Annotated in this window: 15 protein-coding genes and 2 pseudogenes; 10 read left to right on the top strand and 7 right to left on the bottom strand. The window is 66.8% G+C overall.

Features of this window, described 5'->3' with window-relative positions:
• The first annotated feature begins 34 nt into the window (after window positions 1–34).
• The 8 genes from hutI (at window position 35) to ACXI0D_RS15925 (ending at window position 10,487) form a co-directional block, all read left to right on the top strand.
• Complete coding sequence (hutI, locus tag ACXI0D_RS15960; protein ID WP_479642789.1) at window positions 35–1,258, top strand: imidazolonepropionase; 1,224 nt, start codon at window positions 35–37, stop codon at window positions 1,256–1,258.
• On the top strand, window positions 1,255–2,796 hold the full coding sequence (hutH, locus tag ACXI0D_RS15955) for a histidine ammonia-lyase (RefSeq protein WP_049443234.1): 1,542 nt from the start codon (window positions 1,255–1,257) through the stop codon (window positions 2,794–2,796). Before hutI ends, hutH begins: the two co-directional genes overlap by 4 nt.
• Window positions 2,793–3,647 (top strand): N-formylglutamate deformylase, encoded by an 855-nt coding sequence (gene hutG, locus ACXI0D_RS15950; RefSeq protein ID WP_101765740.1) that lies wholly within the window; start codon window positions 2,793–2,795, stop codon window positions 3,645–3,647. The genes hutH and hutG overlap by 4 nt, the downstream gene beginning before the upstream one ends.
• Window positions 3,644–5,311 (top strand): urocanate hydratase, encoded by a 1,668-nt coding sequence (gene hutU, locus ACXI0D_RS15945; RefSeq protein WP_479642788.1) that lies wholly within the window; start codon window positions 3,644–3,646, stop codon window positions 5,309–5,311. The genes hutG and hutU overlap by 4 nt, the downstream gene beginning before the upstream one ends.
• A gap of 252 nt (window positions 5,312–5,563) precedes the next feature.
• Window positions 5,564–5,785, top strand: coding sequence for a hypothetical protein (locus ACXI0D_RS15940; protein ID WP_049443231.1), 222 nt, complete (start codon window positions 5,564–5,566; stop codon window positions 5,783–5,785).
• A gap of 93 nt (window positions 5,786–5,878) precedes the next feature.
• A complete protein-coding gene (locus ACXI0D_RS15935) occupies window positions 5,879–6,535 on the top strand; it encodes a hypothetical protein (protein WP_479642787.1) in 657 nt (218 codons plus the stop codon).
• 273 nt (window positions 6,536–6,808) lie between these two features.
• Entirely contained in the window at window positions 6,809–8,245 is a 1,437-nt protein-coding gene (locus ACXI0D_RS15930) for a serine hydrolase domain-containing protein (RefSeq protein ID WP_479642786.1), read from the top strand.
• A gap of 133 nt (window positions 8,246–8,378) precedes the next feature.
• The gene (locus ACXI0D_RS15925; RefSeq protein WP_479642785.1) at window positions 8,379–10,487 is read left to right on the top strand and encodes a TonB-dependent receptor family protein; all 2,109 of its coding nucleotides are present in this window, start codon (window positions 8,379–8,381) and stop codon (window positions 10,485–10,487) included.
• Between the two features lie 46 nt (window positions 10,488–10,533).
• Here the strand turns inward: ACXI0D_RS15925 and ACXI0D_RS15920 are convergent, their stop codons facing one another.
• From ACXI0D_RS15920 to ACXI0D_RS15905, 4 genes and pseudogenes are all read right to left on the bottom strand, one after another.
• Window positions 10,534–11,052 carry a hypothetical protein gene (locus tag ACXI0D_RS15920; RefSeq protein ID WP_049443319.1) on the bottom strand — a complete coding sequence of 173 codons (519 nt, stop codon included), beginning with the start codon at window positions 11,050–11,052 and terminating at the stop codon, window positions 10,534–10,536.
• A gap of 194 nt (window positions 11,053–11,246) precedes the next feature.
• A complete protein-coding gene (locus tag ACXI0D_RS15915; RefSeq protein WP_101765744.1) occupies window positions 11,247–12,026 on the bottom strand; it encodes a hypothetical protein in 780 nt (259 codons plus the stop codon).
• 153 nt (window positions 12,027–12,179) lie between these two features.
• A complete protein-coding gene (locus ACXI0D_RS15910) occupies window positions 12,180–12,563 on the bottom strand; it encodes a nuclear transport factor 2 family protein (protein ID WP_049443226.1) in 384 nt (127 codons plus the stop codon).
• Between the two features lie 53 nt (window positions 12,564–12,616).
• Window positions 12,617–13,193, bottom strand: a pseudogene (locus ACXI0D_RS15905) (TetR/AcrR family transcriptional regulator).
• 69 nt (window positions 13,194–13,262) lie between these two features.
• Here ACXI0D_RS15905 and ACXI0D_RS15900 point away from each other — a divergent pair.
• A pseudogene (locus ACXI0D_RS15900) lies at window positions 13,263–13,807 on the top strand (thioesterase family protein).
• A 3-nt stretch (window positions 13,808–13,810) separates the two neighbouring features.
• On the opposite strand, the gene ACXI0D_RS15895 reads toward ACXI0D_RS15900, so the two are convergent.
• Together ACXI0D_RS15895 and ACXI0D_RS15890 are read right to left on the bottom strand one after the other, a co-directional pair.
• Window positions 13,811–14,533 carry a hypothetical protein gene (locus tag ACXI0D_RS15895; RefSeq protein WP_233490790.1) on the bottom strand — a complete coding sequence of 241 codons (723 nt, stop codon included), beginning with the start codon at window positions 14,531–14,533 and terminating at the stop codon, window positions 13,811–13,813.
• Window positions 14,534–14,600: 67 nt separating this feature from the next.
• Entirely contained in the window at window positions 14,601–15,731 is a 1,131-nt protein-coding gene (locus tag ACXI0D_RS15890; protein WP_197622054.1) for an agmatine deiminase family protein, read from the bottom strand.
• Window positions 15,732–15,835: 104 nt separating this feature from the next.
• On the opposite strand from ACXI0D_RS15890, the gene ACXI0D_RS15885 reads away from it, so the two are divergent.
• On the top strand, window positions 15,836–16,720 hold the full coding sequence (locus ACXI0D_RS15885; protein WP_101765746.1) for a LysR family transcriptional regulator: 885 nt from the start codon (window positions 15,836–15,838) through the stop codon (window positions 16,718–16,720).
• Here the strand turns inward: ACXI0D_RS15885 and ACXI0D_RS15880 are convergent.
• Entirely contained in the window at window positions 16,695–17,477 is a 783-nt protein-coding gene (locus ACXI0D_RS15880; protein ID WP_101765747.1) for an SGNH/GDSL hydrolase family protein, read from the bottom strand. The two genes, ACXI0D_RS15885 and ACXI0D_RS15880, sit on opposite strands and share 26 nt — an antisense overlap.
• Window positions 17,478–17,508 lie beyond the last annotated feature (31 nt).

The following is a 17,508-nucleotide window of genomic DNA, read 5'->3' as shown; positions in this document are numbered from 1 at the left end:
ATAGACATATAAGCACAGCCGCGTTGTGGATGCCATGCACGTCGAAACCCTGTGGTCCAACGTTCACCTGATCACCCTCGATGGCGAGGACCTGGGTGTCATCCGCGATGGCGTACTGGCCTGCGCCGAGGGCCGCATCGTCCATGTCGGCCCAGCCGGCAGCGATGCCCACCTGCAGCCGACCACCCGCATCGACGGCGAAGGCCGCTGGATCTCGCCGGGCCTGATCGACTGCCATACCCATCTGGTCTACGCCGGCAACCGCGCCAACGAGTTCGAGCAGCGCCTGCAGGGCGTCAGCTATGCCGAGATCGCCCGTGCCGGCGGCGGCATCGTCTCCACCGTGCGCGCCACCCGCGCCGCCACACCGGAACAGCTGGCCCGCGAAAGCCGGCCACGCCTGCTGGCGATGCGCGCCGAGGGCGTGACCACCCTCGAGATCAAGTCCGGCTACGGCCTGACCCTGCCGGACGAGCGCAAGCAACTGCAGGTGGCGCGTGCGCTGGGCGAGGAATGCCGGGTCAATGTGGTGACCACCTTCCTCGGCGCACACGCGATTCCGCCGGGCCGCGAAGCACAGGAATACACCGACGAGGTGTGTAACGTGATGATTCCGGCCATCGCCGCCGAAGGCCTGGCCGAAGCGGTGGATGTGTTCTGCGAGAACATCGCCTTCTCGCCGGCGCAGGCGCGGCAGGTCTTCGAAGCGGCACGCGCCAACGGGCTGGCGGTGAAGATCCACGCCGAGCAGCTGAGCAACCAGCATGGCGCCGAACTGGCCGCCAGCTTCGGTGCACTGTCGGCCGACCATATCGAACATCTGGACGATGCCGGCATTGCCGCGATGGCGGCGGCCGGCACCGTCGCCGTGCTGCTGCCCGGTGCCTTCTATTTCACCCGCGATACCACCCTGCCGCCGATTGCGGCGCTGCGCGCGGCCGGCGTGCCACTGGCGCTGGCCACCGACAGCAACCCCGGCACCTCACCACTGACCAGCCCGCTGCTGGCGATGAACATGGGCGCCACCCTGTTCCGCCTGACCGTGGACGAGTGCATCGCCGGCTTCACCCGTGAAGCGGCGCGCGCGCTGGGCCATGGCCAGCGCATCGGCCGCCTGGCCGTGGGCCTGGACTGCGACCTGGCGATCTGGGACATCGACACCCCCGCCGACCTGGTCTATCGCATTGGATTCAACCCGCTGCACGCGCGCGTGGTGCGCGGACAGCCCGACCTGCCTGCCTCCTGGAGCAACACATGAGCAACACCCTGGTTCTTCGCCCCGGCCATGTCACTCTCGCCCAGTGGCGGCAGGTCTATCGCGGTGCGCCGCTTGCACTGGACCCGGCCGCGCTGCCGGTGGTGCGCGCCAGTGCGGCGGCCGTCGCCGCCATCGTCGCCAAGGGCGCGCCGGTGTATGGCATCAACACCGGCTTCGGCAAGCTGGCCAGCGTGCGCATCGAGCGCGAAGACCTGGCCACCCTGCAGCGGAACATCGTGCTCTCGCATGCCGCCGGCGTGGGCGAGCCGATGCCGGCCAGCGTGGTGCGCCTGATGATGGCGCTGAAGCTGGTCAGCCTGGCGCAGGGTGCTTCGGGCATCCGCGAGGAAACCCTGCTGCTGCTGGAAGCGATGCTGGTCAAGGGCGTGCTGCCGGTGGTGCCCGCACAGGGCTCGGTGGGTGCCTCGGGTGACCTGGCGCCGCTCTCGCACCTGGCCAGCGTGATGCTGGGCGTGGGTGAAGCCTTCATCGGTGACGAGCGCCTGCCGGCGGTCGATGCGCTGGCACGTGCCGGCCTGCAACCGATCGAGCTGGGCGCGAAGGAAGGCCTGGCACTGCTCAACGGCACCCAGTTCTCCACCGCCTATGCGCTGGCGGGCCTGTTCGAGATCGAGACCGTGTTCCAGGCCGCGCTGGTCACCGGTGCGCTGTCGGTGGAAGCGGCCAAGGGCTCGGATACCCCGTTCGACCCGCGCATCCATGCCATCCGCGGCCAGCGCGGGCAGATCGCCACTGCGGCCACGCTGCGCACGTTGATGCAGGGCTCGGACATTCGCGAATCGCATCGTGACAACGACGTGCGCGTGCAGGACCCGTACTGCCTGCGCTGCCAGCCGCAGGTGATGGGCGCAGCGCTGGACATCCTGCGCCAGGCCGCGACCACGCTGGAAATCGAAGCCAACGGCGTGTCTGACAACCCGCTGGTGTTCACCGACACCGGTGAAGCCCTGTCCGGTGGCAACTTCCACGCCGAGCCGGTGGCCTTCGCCGCCGACATGCTGGCGATGGCGGTGTGCGAGATCGGCTCGATCAGCGAGCGCCGCCTTGCGATGCTGGTGGACCCGGCGCTGTCCGGCCTGCCGGCATTCCTGACCCCGCGTCCCGGTTTGAATTCCGGCTTCATGATTCCGCAGGTGACCGCCGCCGCGCTGGTCTCGGAAAACAAGCAGCGCGCCTACCCGGCCAGCGTCGACTCGATCCCGACCTCGGCCAACCAGGAAGACCATGTGTCGATGGCCGCGCACGGGGCGCGCCGCTTGATGCAGATGGCCGAGAACGCGGCCAACGTGATCGGCATCGAACTGCTGGCCGCTGCGCAGGGCTGCGACTTCCACGCGCCGCTGCGCTCCAGTGCCGCGCTGGAAAGCGTGCGCGCCACCCTGCGTGCGCAGGTGCCGACGCTGGAAGAAGACCGCTACTTCCATCCGGACATGGTGACCGCCACGAACCTGGTGCGCAGTGGCGCGCTGGCGCAGGGCCTTGCCGATCTGTTGCCGACTGTGGAACCACAGGCATGAAGACCCATCCCGAATGGCTGACGGTGCACGAAGGCGATGCCCCGTTGATCGTCAGCTTCCCGCATACCGGCAGCGAGCTGCCGCACGACCTGATCGGCGACTACCACTCGCCATGGCTGGCCCGTCGCGACGCCGACTGGTGGGTGCACGAACTGTACGATTTCGTGCGCGGCATGGGCGCGACCACCGTGCGCTCGGCGGTCTCGCGCTCGGTGATCGACCTCAACCGCGATCCCAGCGGCGTGTCGCTGTACCCCGGCCAGAACACCACCGGCCTGTGCCCACTGACCACCTTCGACAACCAGCCGCTGTACCACGCCGGGCGCGAGCCGGATGACGCGGAAATCGCCCGTCGCCGCGACACGTATTTCCTTCCCTACCACGATGCGCTGGCCGCACAGATCACGCGCCTGCGTGCTAAGTTCGGCACTGTCGTGGTGTATGACGCGCATTCGATCCGCTCGCATATCCCGCACCTGTTCGACGGCGAGCTGCCGCAGTTCAACCTGGGTACCGCCGGTCCCTCCGGTGCGCCGGATACCTCCTGCGACAACGCGTTGAGCGATGTGGTGGAGAACCTGCTGAAGATCAGCGGCATGAGCCAGGTACGCAACGGCCGCTTCAAGGGCGGCTGGATCACCCGCCACTACAGCAACATCGCCGGTGGCGTGCACAGCCTGCAGATGGAACTTGCCTGCCGCGGCTACATGCACGAACCCCTGCCGGACCAGGTGGACGAACACAGCTGGCCCACCCCGCTCGACCCCGACCACGCCGCACCGCTGCGCCACACCCTGGCGCAGGTGCTCAACGCCTGCCTTGAATTCGCTACGAACCGGAGCGCCGCATGACCCGCAACGACCCGTCCCGCATCATTGCCGCGCCGACCGGCACCACGCTCAACGCCAAGAGCTGGCTGACCGAAGCGCCGCTGCGCATGTTGATGAACAACCTGCACCCGGACGTGGCCGAACGGCCACAGGAACTGGTGGTGTACGGCGGCATCGGCCGCGCCGCGCGCGACTGGGAAAGCTTCGATGCCATCGTCGAGACGCTCAAGCGCCTGGACGACGACCAGACCCTGCTGGTGCAGTCGGGCAAGCCGGTGGGCGTGTTCCGCACCCATGCCGATGCGCCGCGCGTGCTGATCGCCAATTCCAACCTGGTGCCGCGCTGGGCCAACTGGGACCACTTCAACGAGCTGGATAGGAAGGGCCTGGCCATGTATGGCCAGATGACCGCCGGCAGCTGGATCTACATCGGTGCGCAGGGCATCGTACAGGGCACCTACGAGACCTTCGTGGAAATGGGACGCCAGCACTTCGGTGGCGACCTGACCGGGAAGTGGCTGTTCACCGGCGGCCTCGGCGGCATGGGCGGCGCGCAGCCGCTGGCCGCCGTGATGGCCGGCGCCTCCTGCCTGGCCGTCGAGTGCCGCAAGAGCAGCATCGACATGCGCCTGCGCACCGGCTACCTGGATACCTGGACCGACAACCTGGACGAAGCGCTGCGCCTGATCGACGAGTCGTGCAAAGCGGGCACGCCGAAGTCGGTGGGCCTGCTCGGCAACGTTGCCGATGTGTTGGCTGAACTGCTCAAGCGCGGCGTGAAGCCGGACCTGCTGACCGACCAGACCTCCGCGCACGATCCGGTGAACGGCTACCTGCCGCAGGGCTGGACGGTCGAACAGTGGGATGAGAAACGTGTCTCCGCGCCCAAGGAAGTGGAGAAAGCCGCGCGCGCGTCGATGGCCAACCATATCCGCGCCATGCTCGGCTTCCACGCGCTGGGCGTGCCGACCGTGGACTACGGCAACAACCTGCGGCAGATGGCACTGGAAGAAGGCGTGGAGAACGCGTTCGACTTCCCCGGTTTCGTACCGGCCTACATCCGCCCGCTGTTCTGCCGCGGCATCGGCCCGTTCCGCTGGGCCGCACTGAGCGGCGACCCGGAAGACATCGCCAAGACCGATGCCAAGGTGAAGGAACTGATTCCGGACAACCCGCACCTGCACCGCTGGCTGGACATGGCCGCCGAGAAGATCAAGTTCCAGGGCCTGCCGGCACGCATCTGTTGGGTCGGTCTGGGCGACCGCGATCGCCTGGGCCTGGCCTTCAATGAAATGGTGGCGAACGGTGAACTGAAGGCACCGGTGGTGATCGGCCGTGACCACCTGGACAGCGGCAGCGTGGCGTCGCCGAACCGCGAGACCGAGGCAATGGCCGATGGTTCCGATGCCGTGTCCGACTGGCCGCTGCTGAACGCCCTGCTCAACACCGCCAGCGGCGCGACCTGGGTGTCGCTGCACCACGGCGGCGGCGTCGGCATGGGCTTCTCGCAGCACGCCGGCATGGTGATCGTGTGCGATGGCACCGAGGCAGCGGCGAAGCGGATTGGCCGCGTGCTGTGGAACGACCCGGCCACCGGCGTGATGCGCCATGCCGATGCAGGCTATGAGATCGCGATTGATTGCGCGAAGGAAAAGGGGCTGGATCTACCGGGAATCCTGGGCTGACAGGTCAGCGACCAGCGCGCACATATTCCGGTGCCATCAGGGCAATGCGCGGTAGTGTCCCCGATTCACCGGCGCGCATGCCATGAGAGAGGCTTACGCCAGCTTCGGTGGCATCACACCTAAAGTTGCGCGCTGCCCTGCCGATACCGGAGGTCAACAAGGAATGTTGCCCTCCGGCCTGTTTACTCGGTCCAGTGCCCATATGGGCTCATTCCTTTCTGATGAACTCTTCTGCTGAAAGGAATCCACTGTATGGCTCACGAAATCACCATGGATCTTGCCACCAAGTTCGTCCTGCACAAGGACGTCGAACTTGCTGTCAGGAAAGATGGAAAGCTGCTCGGTACCGCCCTGATCAGCAAAGGCAACATCGAATGGGTGCCCGCAGGCAATTCGGTGAACAAGAAGCGGCTGAGCTGGGCCAGGTTCGCCGAGCTGATGCAGGACCAGGGCAAGGATGTGAAGATCAAGTAGATCGATCGCGGATTGCCACTTCGCCCTGCGACGGAGTCTCAGTGCCAGGACTTCGTCTGAATCCCGTTCTGCACCATCGAGATGTTCTCTCCAATGAGCGTTCTTCAACGTCTGCTACTTGTCGCCGCCTGCATTGCGGTCGCCGGGCCTGCGAGCGCAGCAAACCAGATCAGCACAAAGATCCCAAACGAGACCCGGATCAGCCCGCTCGTTATTCTGGATGCGAACAATGAGGGTTCCTGCGCACTGCCCTCGCCGGATGGGCGTCGCCGCACTCCCTACTTCCCTGATCTCAGGCAGCGTTGCAGCATCCTTGCACGAGCCCTGTTCGCATCACTCATTACCCGCGGCTTCGACGCGAAAATGGAATCCTTCACGCCTGATGCGCCCATCGGCCACAAGGAGTATTACGCCGCGTTCGCTGAGTGGAAGCAAGGCGTAATTGAAAAGTACCCCGATCGGTACGTGCTGACTTACCACGGACTGGTGGACGAGAGAAGACAAAGCTACCTGGTGATGAATCTGTCCGGACCAGGCGACGGCGAACGCCCGCTGCTTGGCACGATAGAGCTCAGCAAGGACCAGATGTGGACCGTTACCAAGCTCGGCGATATGAACTTCATTGGCCCGACCCCGTTGCCGCGCCTCATCGAGCTGCTGAGCAACACCCTGGAGGAGCGCTGTCCGACCCGCGGGTTCATGCGTAACTGCTATGGCCGTGGCTGGCTCATGGACAAGAACCCCAGGTAAGCCCTACGCCACCATCGATAGGGTGCCGGCCACCGACCGGCATCACCGCCATCAGGAAATACAGGAAACCACGCACAGCACGCCTTTCATGGCCGCTGCGGACCTGCATGCAACACTCGACTGCCGCCACACCCTCCATCCGGGTATACCCGCATGATCCCGTGCGGCACGAGGCCCATCTGCTCATGCATGCGTGGTCCATCGAACAGGGCCCGCTTGACCCCACCTGCAGCCGTGACCAACATGCGCCATCACCGCTGATGGATCACCGCGATGTACCGCACCCTTGCTGCCGCATTGCTCTGCGCCCTCTTCGCCGTTCCGATCGCTTCGGCGCGTGAGTCCCCCGGCGATCTTTCCAATCAGCTCGACACCCAACTGCAGGCCAACCGCGAGCGCTACGGCATCGCCGGCCAGGCGGTGCTGGTCGCGCACAATGGCCAGGTGCTCTACCAGGGCGCCAGCGGCGAGCGCGATCCGGCCACCCATGCACCGGCCACCGTCGATTCCATTTTCGCCGCGCAATCGATGGCCAAGCTGCTGACCAGCACGCTGGTGATGCAATTGGTGGACCAGGGCAAGGTGGATCTTGACGCGCCGGCCAGCCGTTATGTTCCGGACCTTCCGGCTGCTTGGCAGGCGATCCACGTACGCGATTTCCTCAACCACAGCTCGGGTATCGGCGAGTACTACAACCGGGTGGACAATCGCTGGGTGAGCAAGGGCTACACCGGTGTGGCGCCCGACCTTGCAGCTGCGCTGAAGGTGGCTGCGGCGGCGCCGATGCAGTTCGCCACCGGCAGCCGCGTGATGTACACGCAGGCCAACTACCTGGTGCTGACGGCGTTGCTGCAAGCGCACTACCGCAAGCCCTACCCGGCCATCGCGCGCGAACGCATCCTGCAACCGCTGAAGATGACCAGCACCTCATGGGGCGCAGCCAGCGTGCCGTCGCAGCGCGCAGCGGTGCCGTACATCGGCAAGGACGGCCAGCTGCAGCCGGCCAATGAAGACCCCTGGCCGGACTACGGTAGGGGCCACGCCGACCTGCAGACCACCGTGGGTGACATGAACCGTTTCCTGCAGGCGCTGGCGACCGGCAAGCTGCTGCGCACGGCGACCCTGGAAAAACTCTGGCAGCCGCAGAAACTGGCCGGCGGCGGCAGCAACTTCTTCTCCACGGGCTGGGACACCACCCGCAGCGACGGCTACACCCAGGTCGGCCACGATGGTGGCACCCGTGTACGTGCGCGGCTGGCGTACAAGGGCACCCTGGCCAGCGGCTACTGGGTGTTCGTGTACCTGACCAACGGCAGCGCCCGCAATGTGTGGTCGAGCACGCTGGTGGAGAGCACGATGGCGGTGGCCGCGCCGGAGGAGTTTCCGCATGCGTTGCTGTCCGAGCGGCTGATCGCGTATGCGCTGGATGACAGCGCCGGCGCGACCGAAGCAGTGCATCGCTGGCTGCGCGACAGCAACAAGGTTGCTGCCAGTGAACTGGAACGCGCGATCAATGCCGATGGTTACGCGATCCGCGAAAGTCTCGGCGCACGCAAGGCAGTGAAGGTGTTCGCGCTCAACACCGAGCTGTATCCGGATTCGGCCAACGCGTGGGACAGCCTGGCCGAATGCCATGCAGCACTGGGTGAGAAGGAAGCAGCTGATCGGCTGTATGCGAAGGCCAAGGCGCTGGCGAAGCCCTCGCCATAGATATTGCTGTAGAGCCAAGCATGGGCTCGGCGCTACATGGATGTTGCGGGCAGCCCATACGCGGGCGGCGGGTGACGCGGGGCCGCCGACCTGTTAACTTGCGCACCAATTTAGTGGTTTACAGCATTTCCGCATGTCGCTCTCGTCGTACCGCCCCACCCCGTCGCTGTTGTTCCTGGCCGTTTCCCTTGGCCTCTCCACCACCGCCGCTGCTGCGCCGCAGGCCACCACCCTCGATGCGGTGCGGGTCACTGCCGCCGATGCCAGCGCCCAGGCGCGCGAGGCGCTGAAGCGCGTACCCGGCGCCAGCAACGTCATCGACGTGGCCAAGGCCGACAGCCGCTTGTCCAGCAGTGCCGATGTGCTGGCCTACCAACCGGGCATCAGCGCGCAGTCGCCGGGTAATGAGGGCACCAAGATTTCGATCCGTGGCTCGGGCATCAACCGGGGCCCCGGCGCGCATGCCTCGGGTATTGCGGTGTCGATCGACGGCCTGCCACTGACCGGCCCGGGCGGCACGCCCTACGAGCTGCTGGAACCGCTGTGGCTGTCGCGCGTGGAAGTACTGCGCGGCGCCAACGGTTTCGAGCGTGGCGCGCTGGCGCTGGGCGGTGCCATCGACTACGTCAGCCGCAGCGGCCGTGATTCGGCGGGCGTGCAGCTGCACTACGAAGCCGGCAGCCGTGGCTACCAGAAGCGCGGCATCAGCTGGGGCGGCGTCAGTGGCGATGTCGATTACTTCCTGGCCTACACCGATACCGAGTTCGATGGCTATCAGCGCCATACGCGCGGCGACGGCAAGGGCGCAATGGCCAACATCGGCTGGCAGATCACGCCCGACCTGCAGACGCGCTTCTTCGTGCGTTACCGCGAAACCAATCACGAAACACCCGGTCGCCTGACCCGCGACCAGATCCGCAACGACCCGCATGCGGCCAACCCGGCCAACCTGGCCATCGATGCACGTCGCCCGCAGCCCGGCAGCACGTGGGTGGGCAACGTCACCACGCTGCAGATCGATGAGGATTCCTCGCTGCAGGCGGGACTGGTCTATCACAAGTACCCGATGGACTTGAACGAGAGCCTGTACCGCCAGCAGCTGGACTACGCCAACCTCAACGCCACGCTGGACTACCGCCACCGGCACCGCCTGTTCGGCCTGGACAGCGAAACCGCGGTCGGCCTGCGCGTCACCCATGACCTGGATGCCGATGTGCGCGAGTCGCTGCGTTTTGCCAGCAACGGCTATGCCGCCGGCACGCGCACACGTGACTTCCGCCACCACGGCACCGACAGCACGCTGCACGTCAGCAATACCCTCGCCTTCAATGACCGCCTGCGCATGCAGACCGGGCTGGCACTGATCAACACCCGCCGCGATGTGCAGGTGACCTGGCCGAGCAGCGGCGGCCGCCTGCGCGACCACGACTGGGACTACGCGCCGCGACTGGGCTTCACTTGGCAGCACAGCGCGCAGACCCAGTGGTTCGGCAACCTCAGCCGTTCGGTGGAGGCGCCGCACCCGTGGTCGATGATCTGGGGCTCGAACCAGTACTTCGGGCCGGGCAATGGCCCGTCCAGCGGCCGCCAGCGCGCGCCGGTGCCGATGCAGAACCAGACCGCCACCACGCTGGAACTGGGCGCGCGCGGTGACGCGGCGCTGGGTCGCTGGGAACTGACCGGCTACTACGCGCACGTGAACCACGAACTACTGAGCGTCGAACTGCAGCCGGTGCCGAACCTGTTCATCGCCGAGAACAACGCCAGCCCCACCGTTCACCGCGGCATCGAATCCGGCTTGGACAGCACGCTGTGGCAGTCTGCGCCGGGCCGCCTGTCGCTGCGCCAGGCGTACACCTTCAGCGACTTCCGTTATCGCCACGATGCGCGTTTCGGCAGCAACCGCCTGCCCGGCCTGCCGCGCCACGCCTACCAGGCCGAGCTGCGCTTCGATCACGCGTCCGGCCTGTACGCCGCGCTCAATACCGAATACGCCTCGCGCATCGCCGTCGACTACGCCAACAGCTACTGGGCCGACAGCCATGTGATCTTCGGCAGCCGCATCGGCTACGACGCACCCGGCGGTCGCTGGCAGGCCTGGGCGGAGATGCGCAACATCGGCAACCGCCACTACGCCGCCACGGTCACACCGGGCTACGACGATGCCGGCAGGGATGTCGCCCGCTCGACGCCGGGCGAAGGTCGTGGCGTCTACGCAGGTGTGCGCTGGCGCTTTGATTGATGGCCGCAGGCGGCGCCGGGCGTGATCCGGCGCCGCCGTTCCAGGGTCAGCCGATGCGCCAGGCAGGAAGGCGCTCGCTGCGCTTCCAGATGGAAGGCGCGAAGCCGATCAGCACCAGTGCCGCCAGCCACTTCGGCGACGTGCTCAGCAGCGTGGCACCGAGCGAGCCGTCGCCGGGTGCGAGCTGCTCCTGCCAGGGGTTGTAACCCAGGTAGAGGATGCTGCCGGCCCACCACAGCAACGCTGCGCCGATGCCCACCAGCAGCAGGGCCAGCGTGCGGCAGGTCCAGCGCTGCGAGGTGGTGCCCCATTCCCGCGACGCGGCAATCAGCAGGCCGACCACCAGCAGCGACACCAGTGCCACCAGGCCGATATCGACCTTGGGTCCAATGCGCTCATAGGTACAGGCGCGGCATTGCGCCTCTTCCGCGGCAGTGGCGGCTTCGGCGCCCTCGGCCTGCCCGGCTTCGGGCTGCGCCAGTGCTGCAAACGGCAACAACACCGCCAGCAGCGTCACCATGATCCAACGAAACAACGACCTGTTCCTGCGTGCAGCGACATCCATGCGCTCTTCCTCGTCAGTGGTTGTGTGTCCCAGCGGGCGTTCGGATATCCAGCGCCCCTGTTCCAGATGCAGTACGACAAGCTCCCGATAGGTGAAACCACCCGGACACGAATCCTGGGCGACCGCGATCATAGCCCACTGTCCATTGCCGCTGAAAACGGGCCGGGGCTGGCCATATGAAGTACGCACCCCAGCTACAGCGCTTGAATGACCTGCAGCAGATGGCTCGCACCTGGCGCGAGTTCCTGCGCGAGCCAGCCCAGCATCGCGAAGAACAGCAGCAGCCCGAGCAGCGGCCAGATCGTATGCGACACGCATACCCGCCACCACCCTTGCTGCTGCATGCCCTGCATGCGCCGGTACAGGCCTCCGGCGATGGCCGCGTCCACCAGCAGCTCAGCCATCAGCACCGGCGCCGACCACACCACCCACACGCTGGCCAGCAGGACGGTCGCCACCAGCGCGACGAGGCCCAGGATGGCCAGCAACGGCAGGCCCGCTTCGTCTTCGGCCAGCCCGGTCAACGGCAGCTCTCCGGCATCGCCGCCACCGGCCGGCACCGACTCATTCCACGACGCCGATGCACCACCACCGCCGGAACGCCCGCCGGCGCCGCTCCACGGGGATTCCATGGCACTACCGCGCGGCGATGCGCCACTACCGCCTACATCCGGCGACAGCCCATCCAGCACGTTGTCCCAACGCCAGCGGATCCAGACCCACATCAGCAGCAGGAACACGCCATAGGCCAGCAGCACGGCCATCGGGTAGCGAAGCAGCATCGCGTCGATACCGGCCAGGCGCAGCAGGTACGAGGCAAGGAAACCGGCCGCACCGGTCAGGGCGACGATCAGCGCCATCTGCAGGCGTGGCCAACCACGCTGCTGCAGGTGCCGGCGCGCACGCACGACTTCGCCGCCGCGGTTCACGGGCAATTTCAGCGGGCTGCGTGAAAAGTGGCGCGAGCGCTTCATGCAGCCGCCAGCGGGCGGGAGGCATGGCGACCGGGAACGTCGGGAACCTGATACTGCATGCGGACATCCTTGCCGGGCACGCGTAAGCGGTGATGGGCGGATTCTACCGCGGGCAGGTCCGCTGTCCAGACGGCGGTTCCAAGCGGCCGATCCTCAGCTGCGGTCGGTGATCCGTTCGATGCGGCCACCAGCGAACACGAACTCGCTCTGGCCCTGCAGTTCCAGCTCGGTGCCCGCATGCGGTCCATCGGGAATATCCTGCGCGAACACGCCGCGCCAGCCAATCGTCGCCGTCGCCCGATCACCATCGAACACCAGCGCCAGCAAGCGCTGTTCGCGTTCCCGGAACAGGCGCGCAGACTGCCGTGCCAGTTCGCCAAAGGCATCGATGCCTTCGGTGACCATCGTCAGCTGGCCATTACTGTGGTTCTCGAAGCGCACGTTGTGCGCCAGCACCGCCAGCATGGCGTCGATGTCGAAGCGGTTGTAGGCCTGCAGGTAGTGCTCGATCAACTGACGGCGGTGCGGTTCGTCCATGGCGGCATCCAGTCGTGGGCTGCTGGCGAGTCTCGCCTGCCAGCACCGGCCGATCAAGGCCGCGCGGCAGCCTTCAGCAGCTGCGCGGCCACCTGATCGAACGGGGCGATGTCCTGCAGCGCGCGGCACATCGCCACCGCACCTTCCACGCTGGCGATCACCAGGCTGGCCAGTTCATCCGCCGCCGCCGGGGCATGCCCTTCGGCGACGAACGCCGTTGCAAGGTGGCCCTGCCAGCGCGCGAACACCTCGGCAGCCGCCGCGCGGGCTTGGCTGGGCGTCGCCTCCACCGGTTCCTCCACGGCAGCGGCCAGCACCGGGCAGCCGGCGCGGAAACCAGTGCACAGCAGGCGCTCGCGCCACAGCGCCAGGAACTGCTGCAGGCCCTGTACCGCCCCACCCTTCAGCAGCTCCACCAGCAGCACCTCCACCTTGTCGCCGGCCATGTGGGTGGCGCGCGCCAGCAGCTCCTGCTTGCCGCCGGGAAAGTGATGGTAGGTGGAGCCCAGCGGCGCCTCGGCCAGCTTCGTCACTTCACGGATGCTGGTGGCATTGAGGGCCCACGCGCGCCAGCATCTGTGCCGCAGCATCCATCACGCGTTGAGGCGCATCAGAGGGTCGCGGACTCACGGCAGGCTCCTTGCTAAGACAGTCGTCATAGATTAGCGTACCGGCCGTTCTATAACAGTCGTCATAGCCATGAATCTCTGGTTCCGCCTGCTCCATCTGCTGCTGTGCAGCCTGTTCCGGCCGAAGCTGGAGGCCCCGTTCGGGGTCTCGCGGCTGCATTCCGCGTACTGCCCAATGACCTGGACAGCAACCTGCACATGACCAACGGCCGCTACTGGAACATCTTCGACCTGGGCCGGCTGGACCTGATACTGCGCATGGGCCTGGGCCGGGTGGCGCTGCGCGAGAAGTGGGCACCGATCGTTGGTGCCGGCACCATCCAGTTCCGTCGCGAGCTCAAACCGTTCCAGCGCTTCACCCTGGAGACGCGGCTGGTTGGCTGGGTCGGCTCCCGCGGCATCATGGAGCAGCGGGTGCTGATCGGTGCCGAGCAGAAGATCGCCACGCGCGCGCTGCTGGTCACCGGCATCTACGACCGCCGCGCGCGGCAGTTCCTCGGCATGCCGAAGATGATGGAAGCGATCGGCGTGGTCGCCCCGCCGTCGCCGCCGCTCAGTGCGGCCGCCGAAGCGCTGCTGGCCGCCGATGCGGCGTTGAAGCAGGACGACGCCTGAGCGTCAGGGAGCCGCCATCGGCATCGTGGGCTGTCCGCGCGATACGACCTGGGTACGCCCTCCCACGTGCAGCACGTATTCGAAGGACTGCCGCATGCGGCTGTACGCGCCACCATCCGGTACGCCGTAGTTGGCGCCCACGCTGAGGGTATGCCGTCCCGGCGGCAACGGCTTGAGCATCACCCAATACCCATCGGCGGCAGCCAGCCGAGAGTGTTCGTCATCGGCATCCATGCGGAAGCAGCCTTCGCTGCGGACCCGATGCCTGCGCATGTCGCCCAATGGCTGGCCGTCCAGCAGCACCACCGCACTGATCAGGTAATCGTTGTTGACCGCTGCCCCGGCCTGCAGCTCCTTGCAGGTCACACGCTCATCCACCTGGTAGTGCGCCATGTTGATGATCGGCAGCAACAGGTACTTGCCGGCCGGCACCACGCATTCGCGATGTGGCCGGAAACGGCCGTTGGTGCCGGCCAGGTTCCAGACCGGGCCTTCCTGGCCCACATCGCATACGCGGCCATCCGGGTCGAGATAGGGCGCGCCGCCCTGGCCGTCGGCCCACCGCCACCATCGGGCGGTCCATTCGGCCAACGAAACGCCGCCCACCGGTTCACGCGTCAGCGGCGAAGGCGCCGCCGTGTCCGCACTGAACGCCGGCACGGCGGCCAGCAGCACTGCCATCGTTGCGCCGCCGCGGCGCAGCCAGCCCTGGATTCCCTTCCGCATCACCCACTCCATCGTCCCTGGCGGCCACCCTGCGTGGCCGGCTTCCGCGCCACTGTACCGTGACGGACTAGACCTTCGGCATGTTCTTGGTCACGCAATGGATGCCGCCACCGCCGCCGGCAATCGCATCGATATCCACCTGTTCGATCACGCGGCCCGGATACATGTCTTCCAGCAGTTCACGGCAGAAGCCGTCGGCTGCATCGTCACCGAACTGCGGCGCAACCACGGCGCCGTTGATCGGCAGGTAGTTGATGTAGCCCATGGCCAGATCGTCGTTGTCGCGGGTATGCACGTTGTCGCGCCCGTCCAGGGGCGGCGGCAGGGTGTGCACCTGCAGGCGACGGCCATCGGCATCGGTGGCCGCGCGCAGGATCTGCAGGTGTTCGCGGGTCAGATCGTAGTCGTAGGACTCCGGATCGTTGTCCAGGTTGGAGATCACCACGCCCGGCCGCACGAAACGGGCATAGAAGTCCACGTGCGCATCGGTGATGTCCCTGCCGGCGATACCGGGCAGCCAGATCACCTTGCGCAGACCGAGGTGATGCTTCAGCTCGGCCTCGATGTCCGCGCGCGACCAGTCCGTATTGCGATTGCGGTTGACCCAGCAGCTTTCGGTAAGGATGGCCGTGCCATGGCCGTCGACTTCGATACCGCCGCCCTCGCCGACCAGATCGCTTTCCAGCAGCGTGGCACCGGTCACCTGCGCCAGCCACGGTGCCACCGCGCCATCGTTGCGCGCGCTCTGCTTGCCGCCCCAGCCATTGAAGTTGAAGTCGACCAGGCCCAGCCCGCCCTGGCCATCGGTGACGAAGCACCCGCCGTAGTCGCGCACCCAGATGTCATCCAGCGGCACCTCGAGGAACTCGATGTTGTCGCGGCCGCAGCGGTCCTGCGCCTGCTTCAACTGCGCCGGGCGGCACAGCACGCTGACCGGCTGGTGGCGGGCGATGGTACGGGCCAGCCGCGCCACGGCGGCGTTCACCGCATCGGCCTGCGCGCCCCACACCCGCGGCTGCGCGGCGAAGGCCAGAAACACGCGTTCCTGTGGGCCGTGCTCGTCCGGCATGCGCCAAGTCCCCGCACCTGGCCCTGCTGCGGATACGCGACCCGGCAGCCCGGCCAGGCCGAGCGCGGCCAAGCAGCCAAGGCCGGCGGCGCCCGCCAGTTGGGTGAGGAAGTGACGACGGTTGGTCATGACAGGCTCCATGGCCGGTGTGGGATGGGCGCTATGCTGCGCTTGCCCATCCATAAGAACAAACGATAGATTCAGCCATCAACTGAACAGTTTTTCTTATCAGAATGCTCAAGCATTGGCCCCCGCTGAACGCGCTGCGTGGTTTCGAGGCCGCCGCCCGCCTGGGCAGCTTCCACCGGGCGGCCGAGGAACTGCACCTGACCCAGTCGGCCATCAGCCAGCAGATCCGCGGGCTGGAGGCGTCGCTGCAACAACCACTGTTCTTCCGGCAAGGCCGCAGCGTCACCCTCACCGACGCCGGCATCGACCTGCTGGAAACCACCCAGTCACTGCTGCGCCAGCTGGCCAGCGGCATCCGCCGGCTCGATCAGTACCGCAAGCCGAATCAACTGATCGTCAACACCAGCCCGGCCTTCGCCCGACACTGGCTGGTGCCACGCCTGGCCAGCTTCCACCGGCTGCATCCCGACGCCGATCTGTGGCTGCTGACCAGCGAGGAAGCGCCGGACATGACCACGCAGACGCTGGACGTGGCGGTACGCGATGACCTCGACTCACAGGCGCAGTGCCAGCACCGCGTGCTGCTGCAGGACCGCCTCTTTCCGGCCTGCCATCCGGCCCTGCTCGCCACACCGATGCACGAACGACTGACCCTGCATGGCGAGCGCGAAATGGACTGGAGCCAATGGCAGGTGCAGGGCGGCGCCGATGTCGGCCAGCGCCGCGAGGGCATGAACTTCTCCGAGCCCGGGCAGCTGCTGGATGCCGCGTGCCAAGGGCTGGGCATCGCGCTGGTCAGCGAACTGCTGAGCGCGCGTGCGTGCGATCAAGGCCTGCTGCAACCGCTGGATGATGCACGCGTGCGCGGCCCGCGCTGGAGCTGGCTGGTGCATGAGGACAGCGCGGCAGATCCGCTGGTGATCAGTTTCTGCGAGTGGCTGTTGGCGAACCTGCCCGCCCGAGCTACTTCTGCCGCAGCGCGCGCTTGACCGCCGCCTCGGCCAGCGGCGCCATCACCGCATAGCCCTTCGCCGTGGGATGCACGCCGTCGTCGGCCAACTGCGGGTCGAGCCCACCAGCCGCATTGGCCATCGGCGTGTAGTAGTCCAGATAGACCAGCTGCTGCGCATCGGCGTAGCGCTTCAACGCCGTGTTCAATGCACGCACCCTGGGCGCAGGTGCCGTGCCCGGCAGCCACGGGTAATCGCTGACCGGCAGCACCGATGCCAGCACCACACGGATGCCGTGTGCGCGGGCCAGGTCCACCATCGCGTGCAGGTTGTCTTCGATCATTGCCTGGGTGGACGGGCCGGTGTTGCCGGCGATGTCGTTGGTGCCGGCCAGGATCACCACCACCTGCGGCTTCAGTGCCAGCACGTCCTGCGGGAAGCGCACCAGCATCTGCGCCGTGGTCTGGCCACTGATACCGCGGTTGAGCCAGCCCTTGCCGGGAAAGAACGCCGCACTGCCCTCCCTGCCCCAGCCTTCGGTGATCGAGTCACCGAAGAACACCACGCGCGGTTGCCCAGGTACGGCGGCAGGCAGACGTGCGTTGGCGTCGCGGTAACGCTGCAGTTCCGGCCAATCGGCCAGGCGCTGCTGCATGAAGCGCACCTCGTCCTGGCGCAGGCGCTCGACAGGTTCCACCAGCAACGGGTTGATGGCGGGCACATCGGCCGCCACGCCATGGGCACTCAGCGCGATACCGAGGGCAACCGCGGCCACGCCGCCGGACAAGGAACGCATGGGGTCTCTCCCTGGAATGTCCGGGCCAGTC

Source organism: Stenotrophomonas sp. C9D9, from assembly GCF_056491205.1.
This window is presented reverse-complemented; position numbering and strand designations above follow the sequence as displayed.